The sequence below is a fragment of the Nostoc sp. CHAB 5715 genome (assembly GCF_020829685.1).
Taxonomy (GTDB): domain Bacteria; phylum Cyanobacteriota; class Cyanobacteriia; order Cyanobacteriales; family Nostocaceae; genus Nostoc.
Map to the genome: position 1 here is coordinate 1 of NZ_JAIVFR010000054.1, position 14,030 is coordinate 14,030.

The 14,030-nt window shown below is 41.2% G+C and carries 11 protein-coding genes; 5 read left to right on the forward strand and 6 right to left on the reverse strand.

The window, feature by feature from the left end; genetic code table 11:
- Positions 1 to 638, forward strand: a 638-nt coding sequence (locus LC574_RS04985; RefSeq protein ID WP_229451775.1) for a tetratricopeptide repeat protein, incomplete at its 5' end; no start/stop codon positions are given.
- Between the two features lie 316 nt (positions 639 to 954).
- Here the strand turns inward: LC574_RS04985 and LC574_RS04990 are convergent.
- Positions 955 to 2,712: a serine/threonine-protein kinase gene (locus LC574_RS04990; RefSeq protein WP_229451776.1), complete on the reverse strand. Its 1,758-nt coding sequence runs from the start codon at positions 2,710 to 2,712 to the stop codon at positions 955 to 957.
- Between the two features lie 168 nt (positions 2,713 to 2,880).
- A complete protein-coding gene (locus LC574_RS04995; protein ID WP_229451777.1) occupies positions 2,881 to 4,434 on the reverse strand; it encodes a YcjF family protein in 1,554 nt (517 codons plus the stop codon).
- Between the two features lie 795 nt (positions 4,435 to 5,229).
- Between LC574_RS04995 and LC574_RS05000 the strand changes: the two genes are divergently transcribed.
- The 3 genes from LC574_RS05000 to LC574_RS05010 all read left to right on the forward strand — a co-directional run bounded on the left by LC574_RS05000 (position 5,230) and on the right by LC574_RS05010 (position 8,398).
- Positions 5,230 to 6,933 (forward strand): ATP-binding protein, encoded by a 1,704-nt coding sequence (locus LC574_RS05000; RefSeq protein ID WP_229451778.1) that lies wholly within the window; start codon positions 5,230 to 5,232, stop codon positions 6,931 to 6,933.
- A gap of 129 nt (positions 6,934 to 7,062) precedes the next feature.
- Positions 7,063 to 7,587 (forward strand): DUF937 domain-containing protein, encoded by a 525-nt coding sequence (locus LC574_RS05005; RefSeq protein ID WP_229451779.1) that lies wholly within the window; start codon positions 7,063 to 7,065, stop codon positions 7,585 to 7,587.
- 256 nt (positions 7,588 to 7,843) lie between these two features.
- A complete protein-coding gene (locus LC574_RS05010; protein WP_229451780.1) occupies positions 7,844 to 8,398 on the forward strand; it encodes a pyridoxamine 5'-phosphate oxidase family protein in 555 nt (184 codons plus the stop codon).
- Between the two features lie 8 nt (positions 8,399 to 8,406).
- Here the strand turns inward: LC574_RS05010 and LC574_RS05015 are convergent, their stop codons facing one another.
- The 4 genes from LC574_RS05015 to LC574_RS05030 form a co-directional block, all read right to left on the reverse strand.
- A complete protein-coding gene (locus LC574_RS05015; protein ID WP_229451781.1) occupies positions 8,407 to 8,583 on the reverse strand; it encodes a hypothetical protein in 177 nt (58 codons plus the stop codon).
- Between the two features lie 332 nt (positions 8,584 to 8,915).
- On the reverse strand, positions 8,916 to 9,332 hold the full coding sequence (arfB, locus tag LC574_RS05020) for an alternative ribosome rescue aminoacyl-tRNA hydrolase ArfB (protein ID WP_229451782.1): 417 nt from the start codon (positions 9,330 to 9,332) through the stop codon (positions 8,916 to 8,918).
- Positions 9,333 to 9,527: 195 nt separating this feature from the next.
- Positions 9,528 to 9,761, reverse strand: a complete 234-nt coding sequence (locus LC574_RS05025) for an RNA-binding S4 domain-containing protein (protein ID WP_229451783.1) — start codon at positions 9,759 to 9,761, stop codon at positions 9,528 to 9,530.
- A 213-nt stretch (positions 9,762 to 9,974) separates the two neighbouring features.
- Positions 9,975 to 10,175 (reverse strand): hypothetical protein, encoded by a 201-nt coding sequence (locus LC574_RS05030; protein ID WP_229451784.1) that lies wholly within the window; start codon positions 10,173 to 10,175, stop codon positions 9,975 to 9,977.
- A 323-nt stretch (positions 10,176 to 10,498) separates the two neighbouring features.
- Here LC574_RS05030 and dpdE point away from each other — a divergent pair, with 323 nt between their 5' ends.
- A complete protein-coding gene (gene dpdE, locus LC574_RS05035) occupies positions 10,499 to 13,810 on the forward strand; it encodes a protein DpdE (protein ID WP_229451785.1) in 3,312 nt (1,103 codons plus the stop codon).
- The last annotated feature ends 220 nt before the right edge of the window (positions 13,811 to 14,030 follow it).

The following is a 14,030-nucleotide window of genomic DNA, read 5'->3' on the forward strand; positions in this document are numbered from 1 at the left end:
AGCAAGCCTGGTATAATTGGGGAAATTCCTTAGTAAATTTGCGACGTTACCAAGATGCATTTACAGCTTACGATCAAGCTGTGCAATATAAGACAAATTATTATCAAGCGTGGTTTTCAAGAGGTAATGTACTGCTCAATTTACAACGTTATCCAGACGCGATTGCATCTTTTAATCAAGTAATAAAATATAATCCCAGTAATTACCAAGCATGGTATAATCTGGGTTGGTCGCTGCATCAAACCCAACGCTATGAAGAAGCAATAAAAGCTTATAAAAAAGCAGCAACACTTAAGCAAAAAGATTATCAACTCTGGTATAATTTGGGCAATTCACAATACATTTTGCAAAAATACGAAGATGCGATCGCGTCTTATAATAAGGCAGTTCGTTATAAACCAGACCATTCTGAAAGCTGGTATAGCAGAGGTAATGCGCTATTAAATTTGAAACAGTTTAAAGATGCGATCGCGTCTTACGATCAAGCAATAAAATACAAGCCTAATTACCAACAAGCAATAGACGGGCGCAATCAAGCCCAAATTCAACTACAAGGCGAAATATCAAAGCCTAAACCTGTAATTGTGCCAGTTCTCCCATTTCCTAATGCTACTAATTCACCGCAGACGATACCCTAGTACGTCACAGCGTAAATAAACAAATAAATGTTGGGTTTCGTTCCTCAAACGCCACTTGCTACCCTGCGGGAACGCTAAAAGCGAACAAGTCGGGAAACTGCAAGGGCGCAGTGGCTCCCCAACCTACATTAGACATCTCCAGAAATTAATTATGCGTTACCTGAAACCCTTGTAGAGACGTTGCAATGCAACGTCTCTACATTCATTTTCGGAGATGTCTATTGGAGTTATTGTTTAGGCAAAACCTACGCAGTATTGGGGGCACAATATATTGTCCCCTTACTCGCATTTTAAAATTGTTTAAAAATTGCTGCAACTAGCGAAGATTCACCTCTTGCAGGTAATTTACTCCTTGAAGATATTCAATCCTAGTCACTGACTTTTTAGAGACCAATGAATTTTTTCTTTTTGCAGAAGCTAGCTTTTGATAATCAGTCAGCAGGCGTTGTTTTTGAGTATATTCATTCAATTTGACTTGAGCTTGAGCATAAACTAGAGTATCGTTGGGAATATTTCGGAGAAATTTTACAGCCTGATCAAAATTACCAACAAATGCTTGTTTATAGGCTTTCTGTAAAAAGTAAGCTGCTCTAATCTGCCGCTTTCGATTGTACTCAGCCAACTTGTCTTGAACTAAAGTACCCGCACGACTTTCTTTAGGAATTTGCCGCAGATATTGTAATGCAGCAGAAAAATCTTTTGTCTCGGCACTTTCGTAAGCTTTTGCTAATAAATCTTGCGTCTGTGCTTCAATGTTGACGTATGCTTGCTGAACTAGTTTATCTGTTTTAGATTGCCAATATAAAATATTTGGAATTTTCGCAACAGCATGAAGAACATCTGACCATTTGCTCTCATTAAAAGCTGTTTGAGCTATTTGGTATTGCTGTGCAGCTATTTGCCATTGCTCTTGCCATTCTTCAATTGTGGCTTGCGCTTCTGGATAAACATTACTGTGAGGGGAAATTGATTTAACAAGTGCGATCGCTTCTTCTAAATCTCCTGCTTGATATTCTTTTGTGGCTTTAGATAAAGTTTCTGTTTCTGAGTATGCAGGTGCAGCATTAATTAAAGAATATACACCAAATCCCATCACTAAAGAATTAGCCGCAAGTCCTACTTTCATTCCTGTTAATAACGGAGATAATTTCCCAGATGTAGGATTATCATCTTCAATCGCCGCCTCTATAAGAAATTGCTCATCTGCTTCTAATATTTCTGGTGGCTGTTCCCATATTATTTGTTTGAGTACCCGCAGCACCTCACCCGCAGACTGAAAGCGGTTTTGATAATCGTAACGGATCATTTGGCTGAGAACAGCAGCTAGATAATCGTTAACTGGCGTGTTTTCAGAACGCCAAACAATTTCATGAGTATAAGGATCAGCTTTTAATTGTAGTGGTTCTAACCCAGTTAAAGCCTGGATAGCAATCATACCCAAAGCATAAATATCACTGTTGGGCTGTGTTTGTCCAATAAATTGCTCTGGCGGTATATACCCTAATGAAGTGACGGGAATTCTATAAATCGGCAATTGGGCACCTATACCAAAATCGATAGACTGGATTGAGCCAAAGTCAATCAAAGCTAACTTGAAATCGCTATGACGTCTGATCAAGTTTTCTGGTTTGATATCGCAATGGATAACGTTGTGAGAATGAACAAATTCCAGAATATCTAAGACATCTATCAGGAATTCTACAACTTCCCTTTCACTCCACAGACACCCCCATTGTTGAGCAATGGGTAATTCCCTAGTCAGCGCATATCCTTCAATCCATTCTTGGACTAAATAAAACTGGTCGTTTTCTTCAAAGCAGGCGATAAATTCAGGAATTTGGTGATGGCTTCCCAAAAGCTTGAGGGTTTGGGTTTCAGTCAGAAACAGTAACCTCAGCATCTCCAAGTAGCCAGATTCGGAACTACTAACTTTAATCTGCTTAACAACACATTTGGGATTCTCTGGATAATCTACGTCTACAGCTATGTATGTTTGTCCAAACACCCCTGCATCCAGGCTTTGGATAATTTGGTAACGCCCTTGTAGTAATTTACCGATTATGTGGTAGGTCATGACCTGGTTACTCAGTAAGTCCTTTTATTTACTTTTTCTGCCATTCCCTCCGGTTTCCGGAATACTTTAGAAATAAATAAACAGAATTTTGATACCTTGAAATGCAAGTTTAATTTTTAAGTATTTTTGCGTAATGAAATATAATTTTTTATTACTTTGAATTTTAAATTAACTATTAGCTTCTTCATCGTGTTCAACTACTTCAGCTTTATCTTGTAACGGCTTGACTACCCGTGCGATCGCTTCTTGAATAAAAGCCTTAATAAATTCATCTCTGCGATTAATTTGAAACTGTCGCTGTACAACTTCTGTCATTCCACCATCACCCCAATCTTGGTCATGACGAAAATATTCAATAAAACTTTTACCAGCAATTCGCGTTAAATAAGCTGCTGTCACGCCTTGAATCGCTCTACCAATAATAAAGGTAGCAACATTGAGTTGCAAAGCTGTAGATAATAATTGAATCGCTCCCTTAACAATGCCTAAACTGGCGATGGTTTTCGCTAAAGAAAGGGCTAACTCTCGTCCCCGTTCCATATTCAATTCACAGCCGTAAACTCTGCCAATTTCCACAACCATTTGAGCATTAACAGCTGCTGTCGCCAGCAAATCTACCACTGGTATCGGCGTGACTGATACTACACCAGCACCAATCCACTGAAAGCGTTCTACAATTTTGTCAGCTTGACGGCGACGCTGGCCATCGATGAGTTTTCGGGCTTCGTCTCCCAATCGCAGAGATTGTAAAAGAATATTATCTGCTACCAAATCTTCACCTTCGGCGCGTAAAACAGCAGCCGTGCGCCGCAGCAAAGGGACTATATCGGGTTCTGGCTGGAAGGTTTCGCCAGTTTCTAGTTGTGCAGGTTGAGGATTAGCAGCGATCGCCACCACATCATTAGTAGCAATAAATCCCCGTACCCGTTGACGCAACCTTGCAAGGATGGCTTCTTTATCTTCATCTGTATATAAATCAGTTTTGTTGAGAACTAGGAGCGATCGCTTCCCAATTTCTGCTAATCCCCGCAATGGTTCATATTCTGAGCGCCGTAAGTCATTATCTACCACAAACAAGAGTAAATCGGCTTTTGTCGCCAGTTCTCGCGCCATTTGTTCCCGTTCCGTTCCCGCCACCCCCGCTTCTAAAATCCCTGGCGTATCCGTAATTAAAATCTTGCGTTCTAATCCCTTCAACCGCAGACAATAAGTTTCTCCCACCTGGGTTGTACCCATCGGTGCATCCACCTGACCGACCATGCGTCCCATAATCGCATTAACTAGAGAAGTTTTGCCAGCACTTCCCGTACCAAATACCACTACTTGAATCTCACCGCGTGCTAAGTTCGCTTCAATCTCTCGTGATTTACTTAATAAAGCTTGGCGTGTTACTTCATCTTGAATTTGCGCTACCTGTTGGCGCACAGCTTGGAGAGTTGTAGAAGCAGCATCAGATTTAGCAGCAGGAATTTGCGCCGCAGTTACTCGCTTCGGGTTGCGGCGCGATCGCTTTTCCCCAGATTGAATCACCAATACATAATAGACAAAAGCGGCAACCAACGCTCCAATGAGGACAATCAACAGCAACAGCAGCAAATTGCCTAGCAACGGCGAATAGGACAATTGCCAATAGAGGCGCGATAGGGAATCAATTAGCCATAGGGCTAGCCCCAAAATGACGATCAGACCAACAATCAGCGTTACTATGCGTGACAGAGGCATGGCTGGGAAAGATTAATGGGTATTCAGTAGGCAGATGCTTCTGATTTTAATAGTTTCAGTATTTTTTACCAGAGTAGTCAGAAGCAGCTTTTGCGAAATTTGAACCTTTGAGCGTGAAACGTAAGGGCACGAGCCAGCTCATTAGTGTCAACTTAAGCTAAAAATCGCTTATCTGTTGGCTTCCACGCCCGCCCAGAAATGAATTTCAGCGGCTCATAGCTAAAGTCTACTCAAGTAGACTAAAGATTTTTGGTTATTATATTTAGTCATCAACAGAAGACTTTTGCTATTAGCAAGGAACTTCAGTTCCTTGCGGGACATGGCTTTTACGTTAAGTTGACACGTATGAGCTGGCTCGTGCCCCTACAAAAAATCTATATTTCAATACGCTTAGGTTAAGCCTTTTTTCTCCCCTTGCTCCTCTTCTCCCTCTGCTCCCCCTGCTCTCTTCTGTAAACATTCAGGAGGCAGATACTTCTAATCTTCATTGAAAGCGACGGGAAACTCCATCCCAAGAGTGGGTGTTCCGGGATAGTCGCCCCGTCGCTTGGGGCATAGGGCATAGGGCATTGGTAGTTTCTTCCCATGCCCCATCCCCGATTCCCCATGCCCAAAAACTCCATCCCCTTGTGGGTGGAGTTTTTTATAGTTTCAGTATTTTTGACTAGGGTAGAAAAAAGCTTTTTTTGATAAACTGAGAGCGCATTTTGTATCAAATGTGTTCTCACTTGCGGCTGAATTTCTTGTTTTTGATGAAAAACCGCCTACTAAAAACATTCAATAGCAAATTATACCATGATTGCGACACCTAAATTAAGATACTTTAGCTGGGTTCAACAAAGATTCCACCAGCTTAGTATTCGGCAAAAAATTTTTTGTGGGTATGGACTGGCTTTGGGTGTAGCAGTTTTGGGAACAACGACAGGGTTAGTAATAGGCGATCGCTATTTCCAACAAGCTAGACAACAGATGAACTTGGCAGATGAAGAAGGAAGCTTGTTAAGTAGTTTGCAAGGACAACTGTTGCAAATACAAATCCACCAGCAAGAAATAGTGCCTTTTTTGCAGCAGTCGCAAGCCTTGCAAAGGGGAATTTCTGATTTTAAAAGCGATCTGGCGGATGCGGAAACGTTGCTTTCTCAAGCACAAGAATTTAGTCAAACCACTTCCCAAGAGGATTTACAAGCTTTGCTAACAAAGCATAACAGCACGATAGCCGAATATTTTGAACAACTCAGGTCGCTGATTCGGCAAATTTTGCCATTAACTTCACAGCCAGAGGGAGCTATAAAAGCACAGCAATTAATCTCGAAATTCAGTCAAAGTCAGGATGCTTTAAAGTTTTATCAATTTGCCCATGAGTTAACCGACTTTGCCAAAACAGTTCAAGAACGCCAAGAGGAAGCTGATGTAGCTCAGAATCAGGCTGCACTCATGCAAGCTCAGATTATTATTGGTAGTATGCTGCTGTCAGTAGCGATCGCTGCCATCTTGGCTTTCTACACAAGTAAAATCATCGCCCATCCTATTAACACGGTGACGAAGATTGCCCAAAGAGTTACCCAAGAAGCCAATTTTGACTTGCAAGCGCCTGTCACCACAGAAGATGAAGTTGGGGCGTTAACTAGCTCCCTTAACCAGCTTATCCAACAGGTGAAGCACCTTTTAGAAAAACAACAAGCCGAAGCGCAAGTCCGACTAATTCAAAGTGAGAAAATGTCTAGTTTAGGACGGATGCTGGCTGGTGTCGCTCACGAAATTAATAATCCGATAAACTTCATTTCTGGTAACCTCGTACACGCGAAAACCTATACTGACGATTTGTTATCGCTACTACAAACATACAAATCCGAAGTTCCCCATCCTTCCACTGCTTTGCAAAATTTAACAGAAGAAATTGATTTGGAGTTTCTTGAAGTAGATTTGCCAAAACTTTTAAACTCTATGACAGTTGGTGCTGATCGCACACGAGAAATTGTCCGAAGTTTGAAAGATTTCTCTCGTTTAGATGAGGGGGAAGCGCAGTTAGTAGAGCTACACGCTTGTATAGATAGTACACTATTGATTCTGAACAATCGCCTGAAAAATGGTATTAACCTTGTTCGCAGCTATGGAGAAATTCCACCGATTCCAGGCTACACAGGTTTACTTTATCAGGTATTTATGAATCTTCTTAGCAATGCCATTGATGCTTTGGAGGAAAAATCGGCCGAGAATCCCGAATTTATCCCTGAAATCACTATTATTACAGAATGCTGGCAGAATGATTTGGTGATAGTGCGAATTGCAGACAATGGCTCTGGTATTTCACCAGAAAATCAGAAAAAGATATTTGATACATTTTTCACAACCAAACCACGAGGTATTGGTACTGGTTTGGGGCTAGCGATCGCATACCAAATTGTGGTAGAAAAACATCACGGTAAAATTACTTGCCAATCTGAGTTAAATCGAGGTACAGAGTTTGTGTTGGCTCTGCCTAAAGCAGGTATCGCTTAATCGATTTATCATCCTTAAGCTAGTAGCTTTTGAAATTTTATTCGTTCATTATAAGGCTCGCGTGTTCTAATTTATTAGTGAACTTACGCCAGTTTTGGCAAGCTTTTTGAGAACAAAGAGAGAAAACTTATGGGACTTTTCGATCAAATACTTGGTGCCGTTACTAATCCCAATCAACAGGGCAGCTTAGGTCAATTGGGAAGTATTGTTAACAGTGTACAGCAGATGAGCGATCGCACTGGCACAGACCCTTCTACCATCCAATCAGTTTTGTCAATTGTCGGTAGTCAAGTGCGTTCTGCTTTACAACAAAAGCAAGCCACAGATGGTAATGAAGCCGCACAAACTCTAGTTAATCAATATGCTGGTACTTCACCTAACCCCCAAGCCGTCAATTCGCTGTTTTCTCCTCAGATACAACAACAGGTAGCTCAGGTTGCTGCCGGGCGCACTGGATTGGATGCTGGTATAGTTCAACAATTGCTGCCTTTAGCAGTACCTTTGGTGTTGAATTTTTTGCAATCAGGTGCAAATGCTCAAAATCCCCAAGCTGGCGGGAATCCTGTACTAAATTCTTTCTTGGATGCTGACGGCGATGGTGATGTCGATATCGCTGATGCCATTCAAATGGCTAGTCGGTATATGAAACGGTAAGCTGTTACGCATTTAAATTGGATATTTACTTGTGAGGGTTGTCATTAGTCATTTGTCATTAGTCATTTGTATTTCAAAGGACAATATTAACGATTACAATGTACAATTTAGACGCGCATCAGCTTAACACTTCTTAACCCCCACTCCTAACTCCTAACTCCCCACTCCCTCAGACATCGGCAAAGCCCTTGCTAGATGTTTAGCTAAAGCATAGGCTGAGAAGATAGAAAATTTGCAAATATAAATCAGACAGTCTATGTCTAAATTTTTTGACTATATTACTGAAGAACTGCAAGACTTTATTACTGCCCAACACCTTTTCTTTGTTGGCTCTGCACCCTTGAGTCCTACGGGTCATGTTAACCTCTCTCCTAAAGGTTTAGGCTGCTTTCGCGTCCTCTCTCCCAACCGAGTAGGTTACGTAGACCTTACAGGCAGTGGTAACGAAACATCAGCCCACTTGCAAGAGAATGGCCGGATAACCTTCATGTTTTGCGCCTTTGATGAACCCGCGTGTATATTGCGTCTTTACGGTCAAGGAAAGACAATTTTACCGAGTTCTCCAGATTGGGACTCCCTATACTCTTTGTTTGTGCCGATGCCTGGAACTCGTCAAATTATCGTCGCCGACATTGAAAAAATACAGATTTCTTGTGGTTTTGGCGTACCACTCTATGAATATCAAGGTGAGCGCCAGACTTTAGTAAACTGGGCTAGTAAAAAAGGCGAAGAGGGAGTTCGAGAATATCAACAACAGAAAAATCTCGTCAGCATTGACGGTTTACCCACACCACTGAGTAAATTATCTTAAATTTGCTTTTATGAGCCTTTAGGATCGGTGTCACCACCAATTATTACTTGGAACAAGTTTCCAAGTAAAGAGAAAAACGCCGCAACTAACATTATCAGCATTAAACTAGCAAGGGCAGCAAAGGGAGAAATGATGAATAAGAGTAAAAGCGCAAGCATCAAAATCGTTAGTAATGTCTTATTCATCTTTTTCACCTTTAATAGTTGCTACTCTCAAGCTAACCAACTAAGTCATGAACTTGACTACAGTCCATAGAAGGAATTAGTCTTAATTCTCTGGTAAGATTTTGCAACCAAATTGAGTGCCAAATTTTAATTCATAATCCAATACGCTTGGGTTAGCCATAAAAACCTTAACCTGCGGTAGGTTGGGGAGCCACTGCGCCCTTGCGGTTTCCCGACTTGTTCGCTTTTAGCGTTCCCGCAGGGTAGCAAGTGGCGTTTGAAGAATGAAACCCAACATCAAGCATTAATTGTTGCGTAACGCATTGCCTTAACCCAAGCGTATTAATTTATAATCAATAATCTGTCACTTGCCCTCTGTTAGACTTAACCTGTCCGCGCTTAGTTTTGTAGTCAAGGCGCTTTCTTTGAGAACTGCGAGTTGGTTTGGTGGGTTTGCGTTTTATCGTCACTACAACTGCGCTTTGAATGAGTTCTTGAAGTCGTTTCAAAGCTGACTCCCGATTGTTCTCTTGGCTTCGGTGTTCCTGCGCTTTGATTACAACAACTCCGTCCTGGGTAATGCGTTGATCGTTCAGCTTTAAAAGCTGTTCTTTATAATAATCGGGTAATGATGAAGCCGCAATATCGAAGCGCAAGTGAATCGCAGTGGAAACCTTATTCACATTTTGGCCTCCTGCTCCTTGCGAACGAATTGCACTAATTTCAATCTCACTCTGTGGGATAATAACTTTGTTGGAAATTTGCAGCATTACTCACAAGGGAAAAGAGGAATATTTAAATTTAGGATAAAAATCCTTTACTCAGTTTCTTCGGGAGAATCTATAGCAATCCGATTTGATTTTTGAACTTATTTGCGTAGGCGGGGAGTAGGGAGTAGGGAGTAGGGAGTAGGGAATCAGCCCTTTCGAGTTGTACGGAGTTTTTTCAAAAATCAAATAGGAGTCCTATATTACTACATCTTGGTCTTCATTGTTGTCTAAATTCACCTCTAAAGTCTTTCCTTCTATTGTCACTTTATCACCTGGCACTAATCGCCGTCCTCGTCGGGTTTCTAACATACCGTTGACTTGAACATCGCCACCTTGAATCATCAGCTTGGCTTGCCCTCCACTTGGCACTATACCCATCAACTTTAAATATTGATTTAACTTAATTGTGTTGTCTCTGATTTTTTTCATAGTAAATAAAGGTACACGATCTTAATTCTATCGTGGCATTATCAAGCCAAAGCGTGAATCTGTTGCACCACACCACATAATCAGCTAAGTATAGTAAGTAGTCGGACAGAATTAATTACATAATGTCATTGCGAGTGTAACGAAGTGAAACGAAGCAATCGCAAGGGATTGGGATTGCTTCACTTCGTTCGCAATGACTGTAAATATTTTTGTTCAGCTACTTATTTCATTAATTCGTGGCGAATTAAATTGGGCAATACCCTGCAATGCCAATGTGTCGCCTGACAATGCCAATGTGTCGCCTGACAATGCCAATGCGTCGCCTAACAATGCTAATGTGTCGCCTAACAATGCCAATGTGTCGCCTAAGAATGCCATTGTGTCGCCTGACAATGCCAATGCGTCCCCCTGCATTTAAAAATCCTACTGCTTAAGGTAAACTTTTTGAACGAAAATCAACGTTTGGGCTGATTTTACTAATTAGCTGTTGTGCAATACTTTTCGGATAAACCTAACAATCTTCCTTTTGATCTGAAAAAAGGTTAAAGGACAAGGAAGGGGTAAAGGTGAATTTAAACCCTTTCCTCCTTAACTTAAAACTATTGGGCTATGGCGATCGCTATCACAAAAGCTGTGATGGCAGTTTATTATCTATAATGTTGATCGACAAAACTGCCAGATATAGGTGAACAAACTAGTCTGGAAGGTTATTTTAGTATGTTCAGGGGACTGGATCTATGATTAAGGTTGGTTTATTAGTACAGTCCCAGAATAACTATTTGGGTATAGGAAAAGTTACAGAAATATCTGATACCAATGCGAACGTTGAGTATTTCTGCTCCATAGGGCAACGTCTGCAAAAAACTTTACCTTTAAATTCTCTCTCTCAGGTCAGGCTTGAACCCCAGGCTCGATGCTATATTAAGTCCGAAACCCAGGATAAATGGATAGTTGGCAGAGTTTTCATCTGGGATGAAGATACAGAAATGTATCAAATTGATTTACCAGATAAGAAAACCGCGATCGCATCTGTTGAAGACATTTACGTTCGCTGTAATCTCCCAAACACAGACCCCATCGAAACTCTGGCGATGAAGGGTCACGAAACCCCCTACTTCCACGACAAAAGATTGGCTTTCGTCAAATCCTTGATTAAGCAACGCGCTGTCAGTCGGGGGATGACAGGACTAATTTCGGCAAATATTAATCTTTATCCTCACCAAGTTGAAGTTGTGCGGCGGGTACTGGAAGACCCAATTCAACGCTATTTGTTAGCAGACGAGGTGGGACTGGGAAAAACCATCGAAGCGGGTGCAATTCTCCGTCAATTCCTTCTCGATGAACCGAAAAAAGGTGCGGTAGTCATAGTTCCGCAATATTTGCTCAAACAATGGCAAACTGAGTTAGAAAACAAGTTTTACATTTCCCATTTTCCTAAACGGGTAGCGGTGCTGGCGGTTGAAGATATTCATAAAATCAACCTGAAAGCGAAGATAGGCTGCTTAATTTTAGATGAAGCCCATCATATCGCAGCAATGGCGACCTCTAAAGATGCGGCAGTACGCGAGCGTTTTCAGACTTGCAAAGAACTTGCTCATAAAAGCGATCGCTTACTTTTATTATCTGCCACTCCTGTTCTCAATCATGAGCAAGATTTTCTGGCAATGTTGCACTTGCTCGACCCGACAACTTATAAACTTGGTGATTTAGCAGGTTTTCGCGCCAAAGTTGAAAGCCGTCAGCAAGTTGGTAAAGTTCTGCTTTCTTTTAAAGAAGATGCGGAATCTGTTGTCCTCAAAAGCAACTTGCAGCAACTACGAAACCTCTTTGCTGAAGATGAGTATTTACTGAAGCTGGCGGATGATTTAGAAAATTGTCTACAAACAAATTCTACCGAGCAAGAGCAAATAGTCCAAGCAATTCGTGTCCACGTCAGCGATATCTATCGACTACACCGCCGAATGCTTCGCAACCGTCGCGCTGCGGTAGAAGATGTGATATTTGACCGCAATTTTACGCCCAAAGAAGAGTATGATTTAGACGAGCGATCGCTTGATATCCACGAACTGCTCAATCAATGGCGTAGTGTTGCTCCTGGTGAAAAGCAATATCAGCGAATTTTTCTGTTATTGTTCCTAGCTGCTGGTACTTGGTTAGGCATTTTAGAGCAAGTAATTACCACCCGTTTAACTGGTAAACCTCATGCTAAACTCATCCAGGAATTTAAAGAAGATGATGTTCGCCTATTAACTACAACCCCCAAATTTTCAAAGGAAGAAGAGATTCTGCAATCCTTCCTAAAAATTATTCGTCAACCTCAAGAGGACGGACAACGGACGGAAAATTTGAAAACAGTGCTGGTGAATCAGCTAGGTACATACTTTAAAATTCCCGCAAACGTTCGGAAGAATCAAAACGAATTCATCACGAGGATACAGCAGAGAATTAAGAGGCCAATTTCTGGTGATATTCTGCCCAAATTTATTGTATTTACCAGTTTTGTGCAAACTTGTGGCGAAATTGTCCGGTATTTATCTGATACCTTTGGTGCCCAGACAGTAGCCAGCCATCAATTTGGAGAATCACCAGATAAAGTTGAGGAAGGCTTAAATAGGTTCAAGAATAACCCAAACTGTTTTATTTTAGTATGCGATCGCTCTGGAGAAGAAGGACGTAACCTCCAGTTTGCCGATTGGTTAATTCATTTTGACCTTCCTTGGTCGCCTAATCAATTAGAACAGAGAATTGGCAGACTTGACCGCATTGGCAGCAAAATTGGTATCCAATCCTGTGCTTTAATTGGCCCCTACTTGGAAGATAGTCCTCACAATGCTTGGTATAAAGTATTGAAAGATGGGTTTGGTATTTTCCAACAATCAATTGCCAGTCTCCAGTTTTATGTGGATGAGAAACTTGCAGAATTAGAAACAGTTTTGTTTCAATCAAGTGCTACTGGATTGTTAGAGATGATTGAGCCAATTCAAGAGCAAATTGAAGCTGAAATAGCAAAAATTAGCGAACAGAATGCTCTAGATGAAATTGATGCTAACGATGAAATTGCCACCGAGTATTTTCAAGAGCTAGATAATTACGATGCAAGTCATTTAGAAATTAAACAAGCAATTGAAGGCTGGATTTGTGACGCGCTGGGATTCAGAGGACTGAATAATCCAGATTCATCAGAGATGCGACGTTATCAACCGACAACGCGGACATTGGTTCCCATAAATGACTTAAAGAACCGTTTTGCTGAGAGTTCTTTAGACCAATTTGGTACTTATAATCGCAGAGTGGCAAACCAGAATGCTGGTATTAAACTCTTTCGAGTTGGGGAAGGATTTGTCGAAGCACTCTGGAACTATATAAACTGGGATGACCGAGGTGAAGCCTTTGCGATGTGGCGCACTGATGCATCTTGGGATGCGAAAGAAGCAAAGGAGTGGTTTGGTTTCCAATGCAATTATGTAGTCGAGGCAAATTTAAAAATTGCCAAACAAGTTTTACTGGATAACAAACTAGATAATTCTCAATTCAAAAACTTGCAGCGACGTGTCGATGCTCTATTTCCGCCAATTATCGAAACTATCTATGTTGATGGTCGCAAGGAGTCAATACGCACTGTTGAAGATAAAGCACTCTTAAGTATCTTACAACGTCCATATAAAGATAAAAACAGTAATCAAGGACGAGATTACAATTTAGCAAAAGAGCGCTTAGGAATTATTGACGATTTTGTTGACCCTAGTAAATGGCAAAATTTTTGCTATCAAGTGCGTAACACATCTTCGGAGTTACTCTCTAATCGTCCCGATTTTATTGACTTATGCCAAAATTGTGCTAAGGTCGCCGACAAGAAATTAGCCAATAGAGTAGAACAATTACGCCTACGTCTGAACCAGCAAAGTTGGGATAATGCATTAGCTGAAGAATTGAAGATAGAAACTGCTTTAAATGCAGCCATTCTAGAAGGAATTTGCCAGCCCCAAATTAGGCTTGATTCTGTCGGTTTTATTATTGTATCGGGGCGATCGCTTGTACAATTTGAGTAATATTATGTGCGGTTAAATAGCCATAATATCCTCTGAAACCCGCCTGCAAAGAGGGGTTATACCAATTCTGTATGAAGATGCACAGAATATTATACGAACCGCCCTTCGGGTTCACCAGTCGCTTACGGTGGGAAACCCGCCTACAGCGCTGGTTCACCAAGTACGCCAAGAGCGCCAAGAATAGAGAGTTACTCATTTAGTGCAGCTTCACATTAAATTG

Excerpts from the sequence above, each read along its gene's own strand:
- LC574_RS05025 (WP_229451783.1), bottom strand. The coding sequence starts at position 9,761 with ATGAAAAAAATCAGAGACAACACAATTAAGTTAAATCAATATTTAAAG.
- LC574_RS05010 (WP_229451780.1), top strand. The coding sequence starts at position 7,844 with ATGTCTAAATTTTTTGACTATATTACTGAAGAACTGCAAGACTTTATT.
- arfB (WP_229451782.1), bottom strand. The coding sequence starts at position 9,332 with ATGCTGCAAATTTCCAACAAAGTTATTATCCCACAGAGTGAGATTGAA.
- LC574_RS05015 (WP_229451781.1), bottom strand. The coding sequence starts at position 8,583 with ATGAATAAGACATTACTAACGATTTTGATGCTTGCGCTTTTACTCTTA.
- LC574_RS05000 (WP_229451778.1), top strand. The coding sequence starts at position 5,230 with ATGATTGCGACACCTAAATTAAGATACTTTAGCTGGGTTCAACAAAGA.
- dpdE (WP_229451785.1), top strand. The coding sequence starts at position 10,499 with ATGATTAAGGTTGGTTTATTAGTACAGTCCCAGAATAACTATTTGGGT.
- LC574_RS04995 (WP_229451777.1), bottom strand. The coding sequence starts at position 4,434 with ATGCCTCTGTCACGCATAGTAACGCTGATTGTTGGTCTGATCGTCATT.
- LC574_RS05005 (WP_229451779.1), top strand. The coding sequence starts at position 7,063 with ATGGGACTTTTCGATCAAATACTTGGTGCCGTTACTAATCCCAATCAA.
- LC574_RS04990 (WP_229451776.1), bottom strand. The coding sequence starts at position 2,712 with ATGACCTACCACATAATCGGTAAATTACTACAAGGGCGTTACCAAATT.
- LC574_RS05030 (WP_229451784.1), bottom strand. The coding sequence starts at position 10,175 with ATGCAGGGGGACGCATTGGCATTGTCAGGCGACACAATGGCATTCTTA.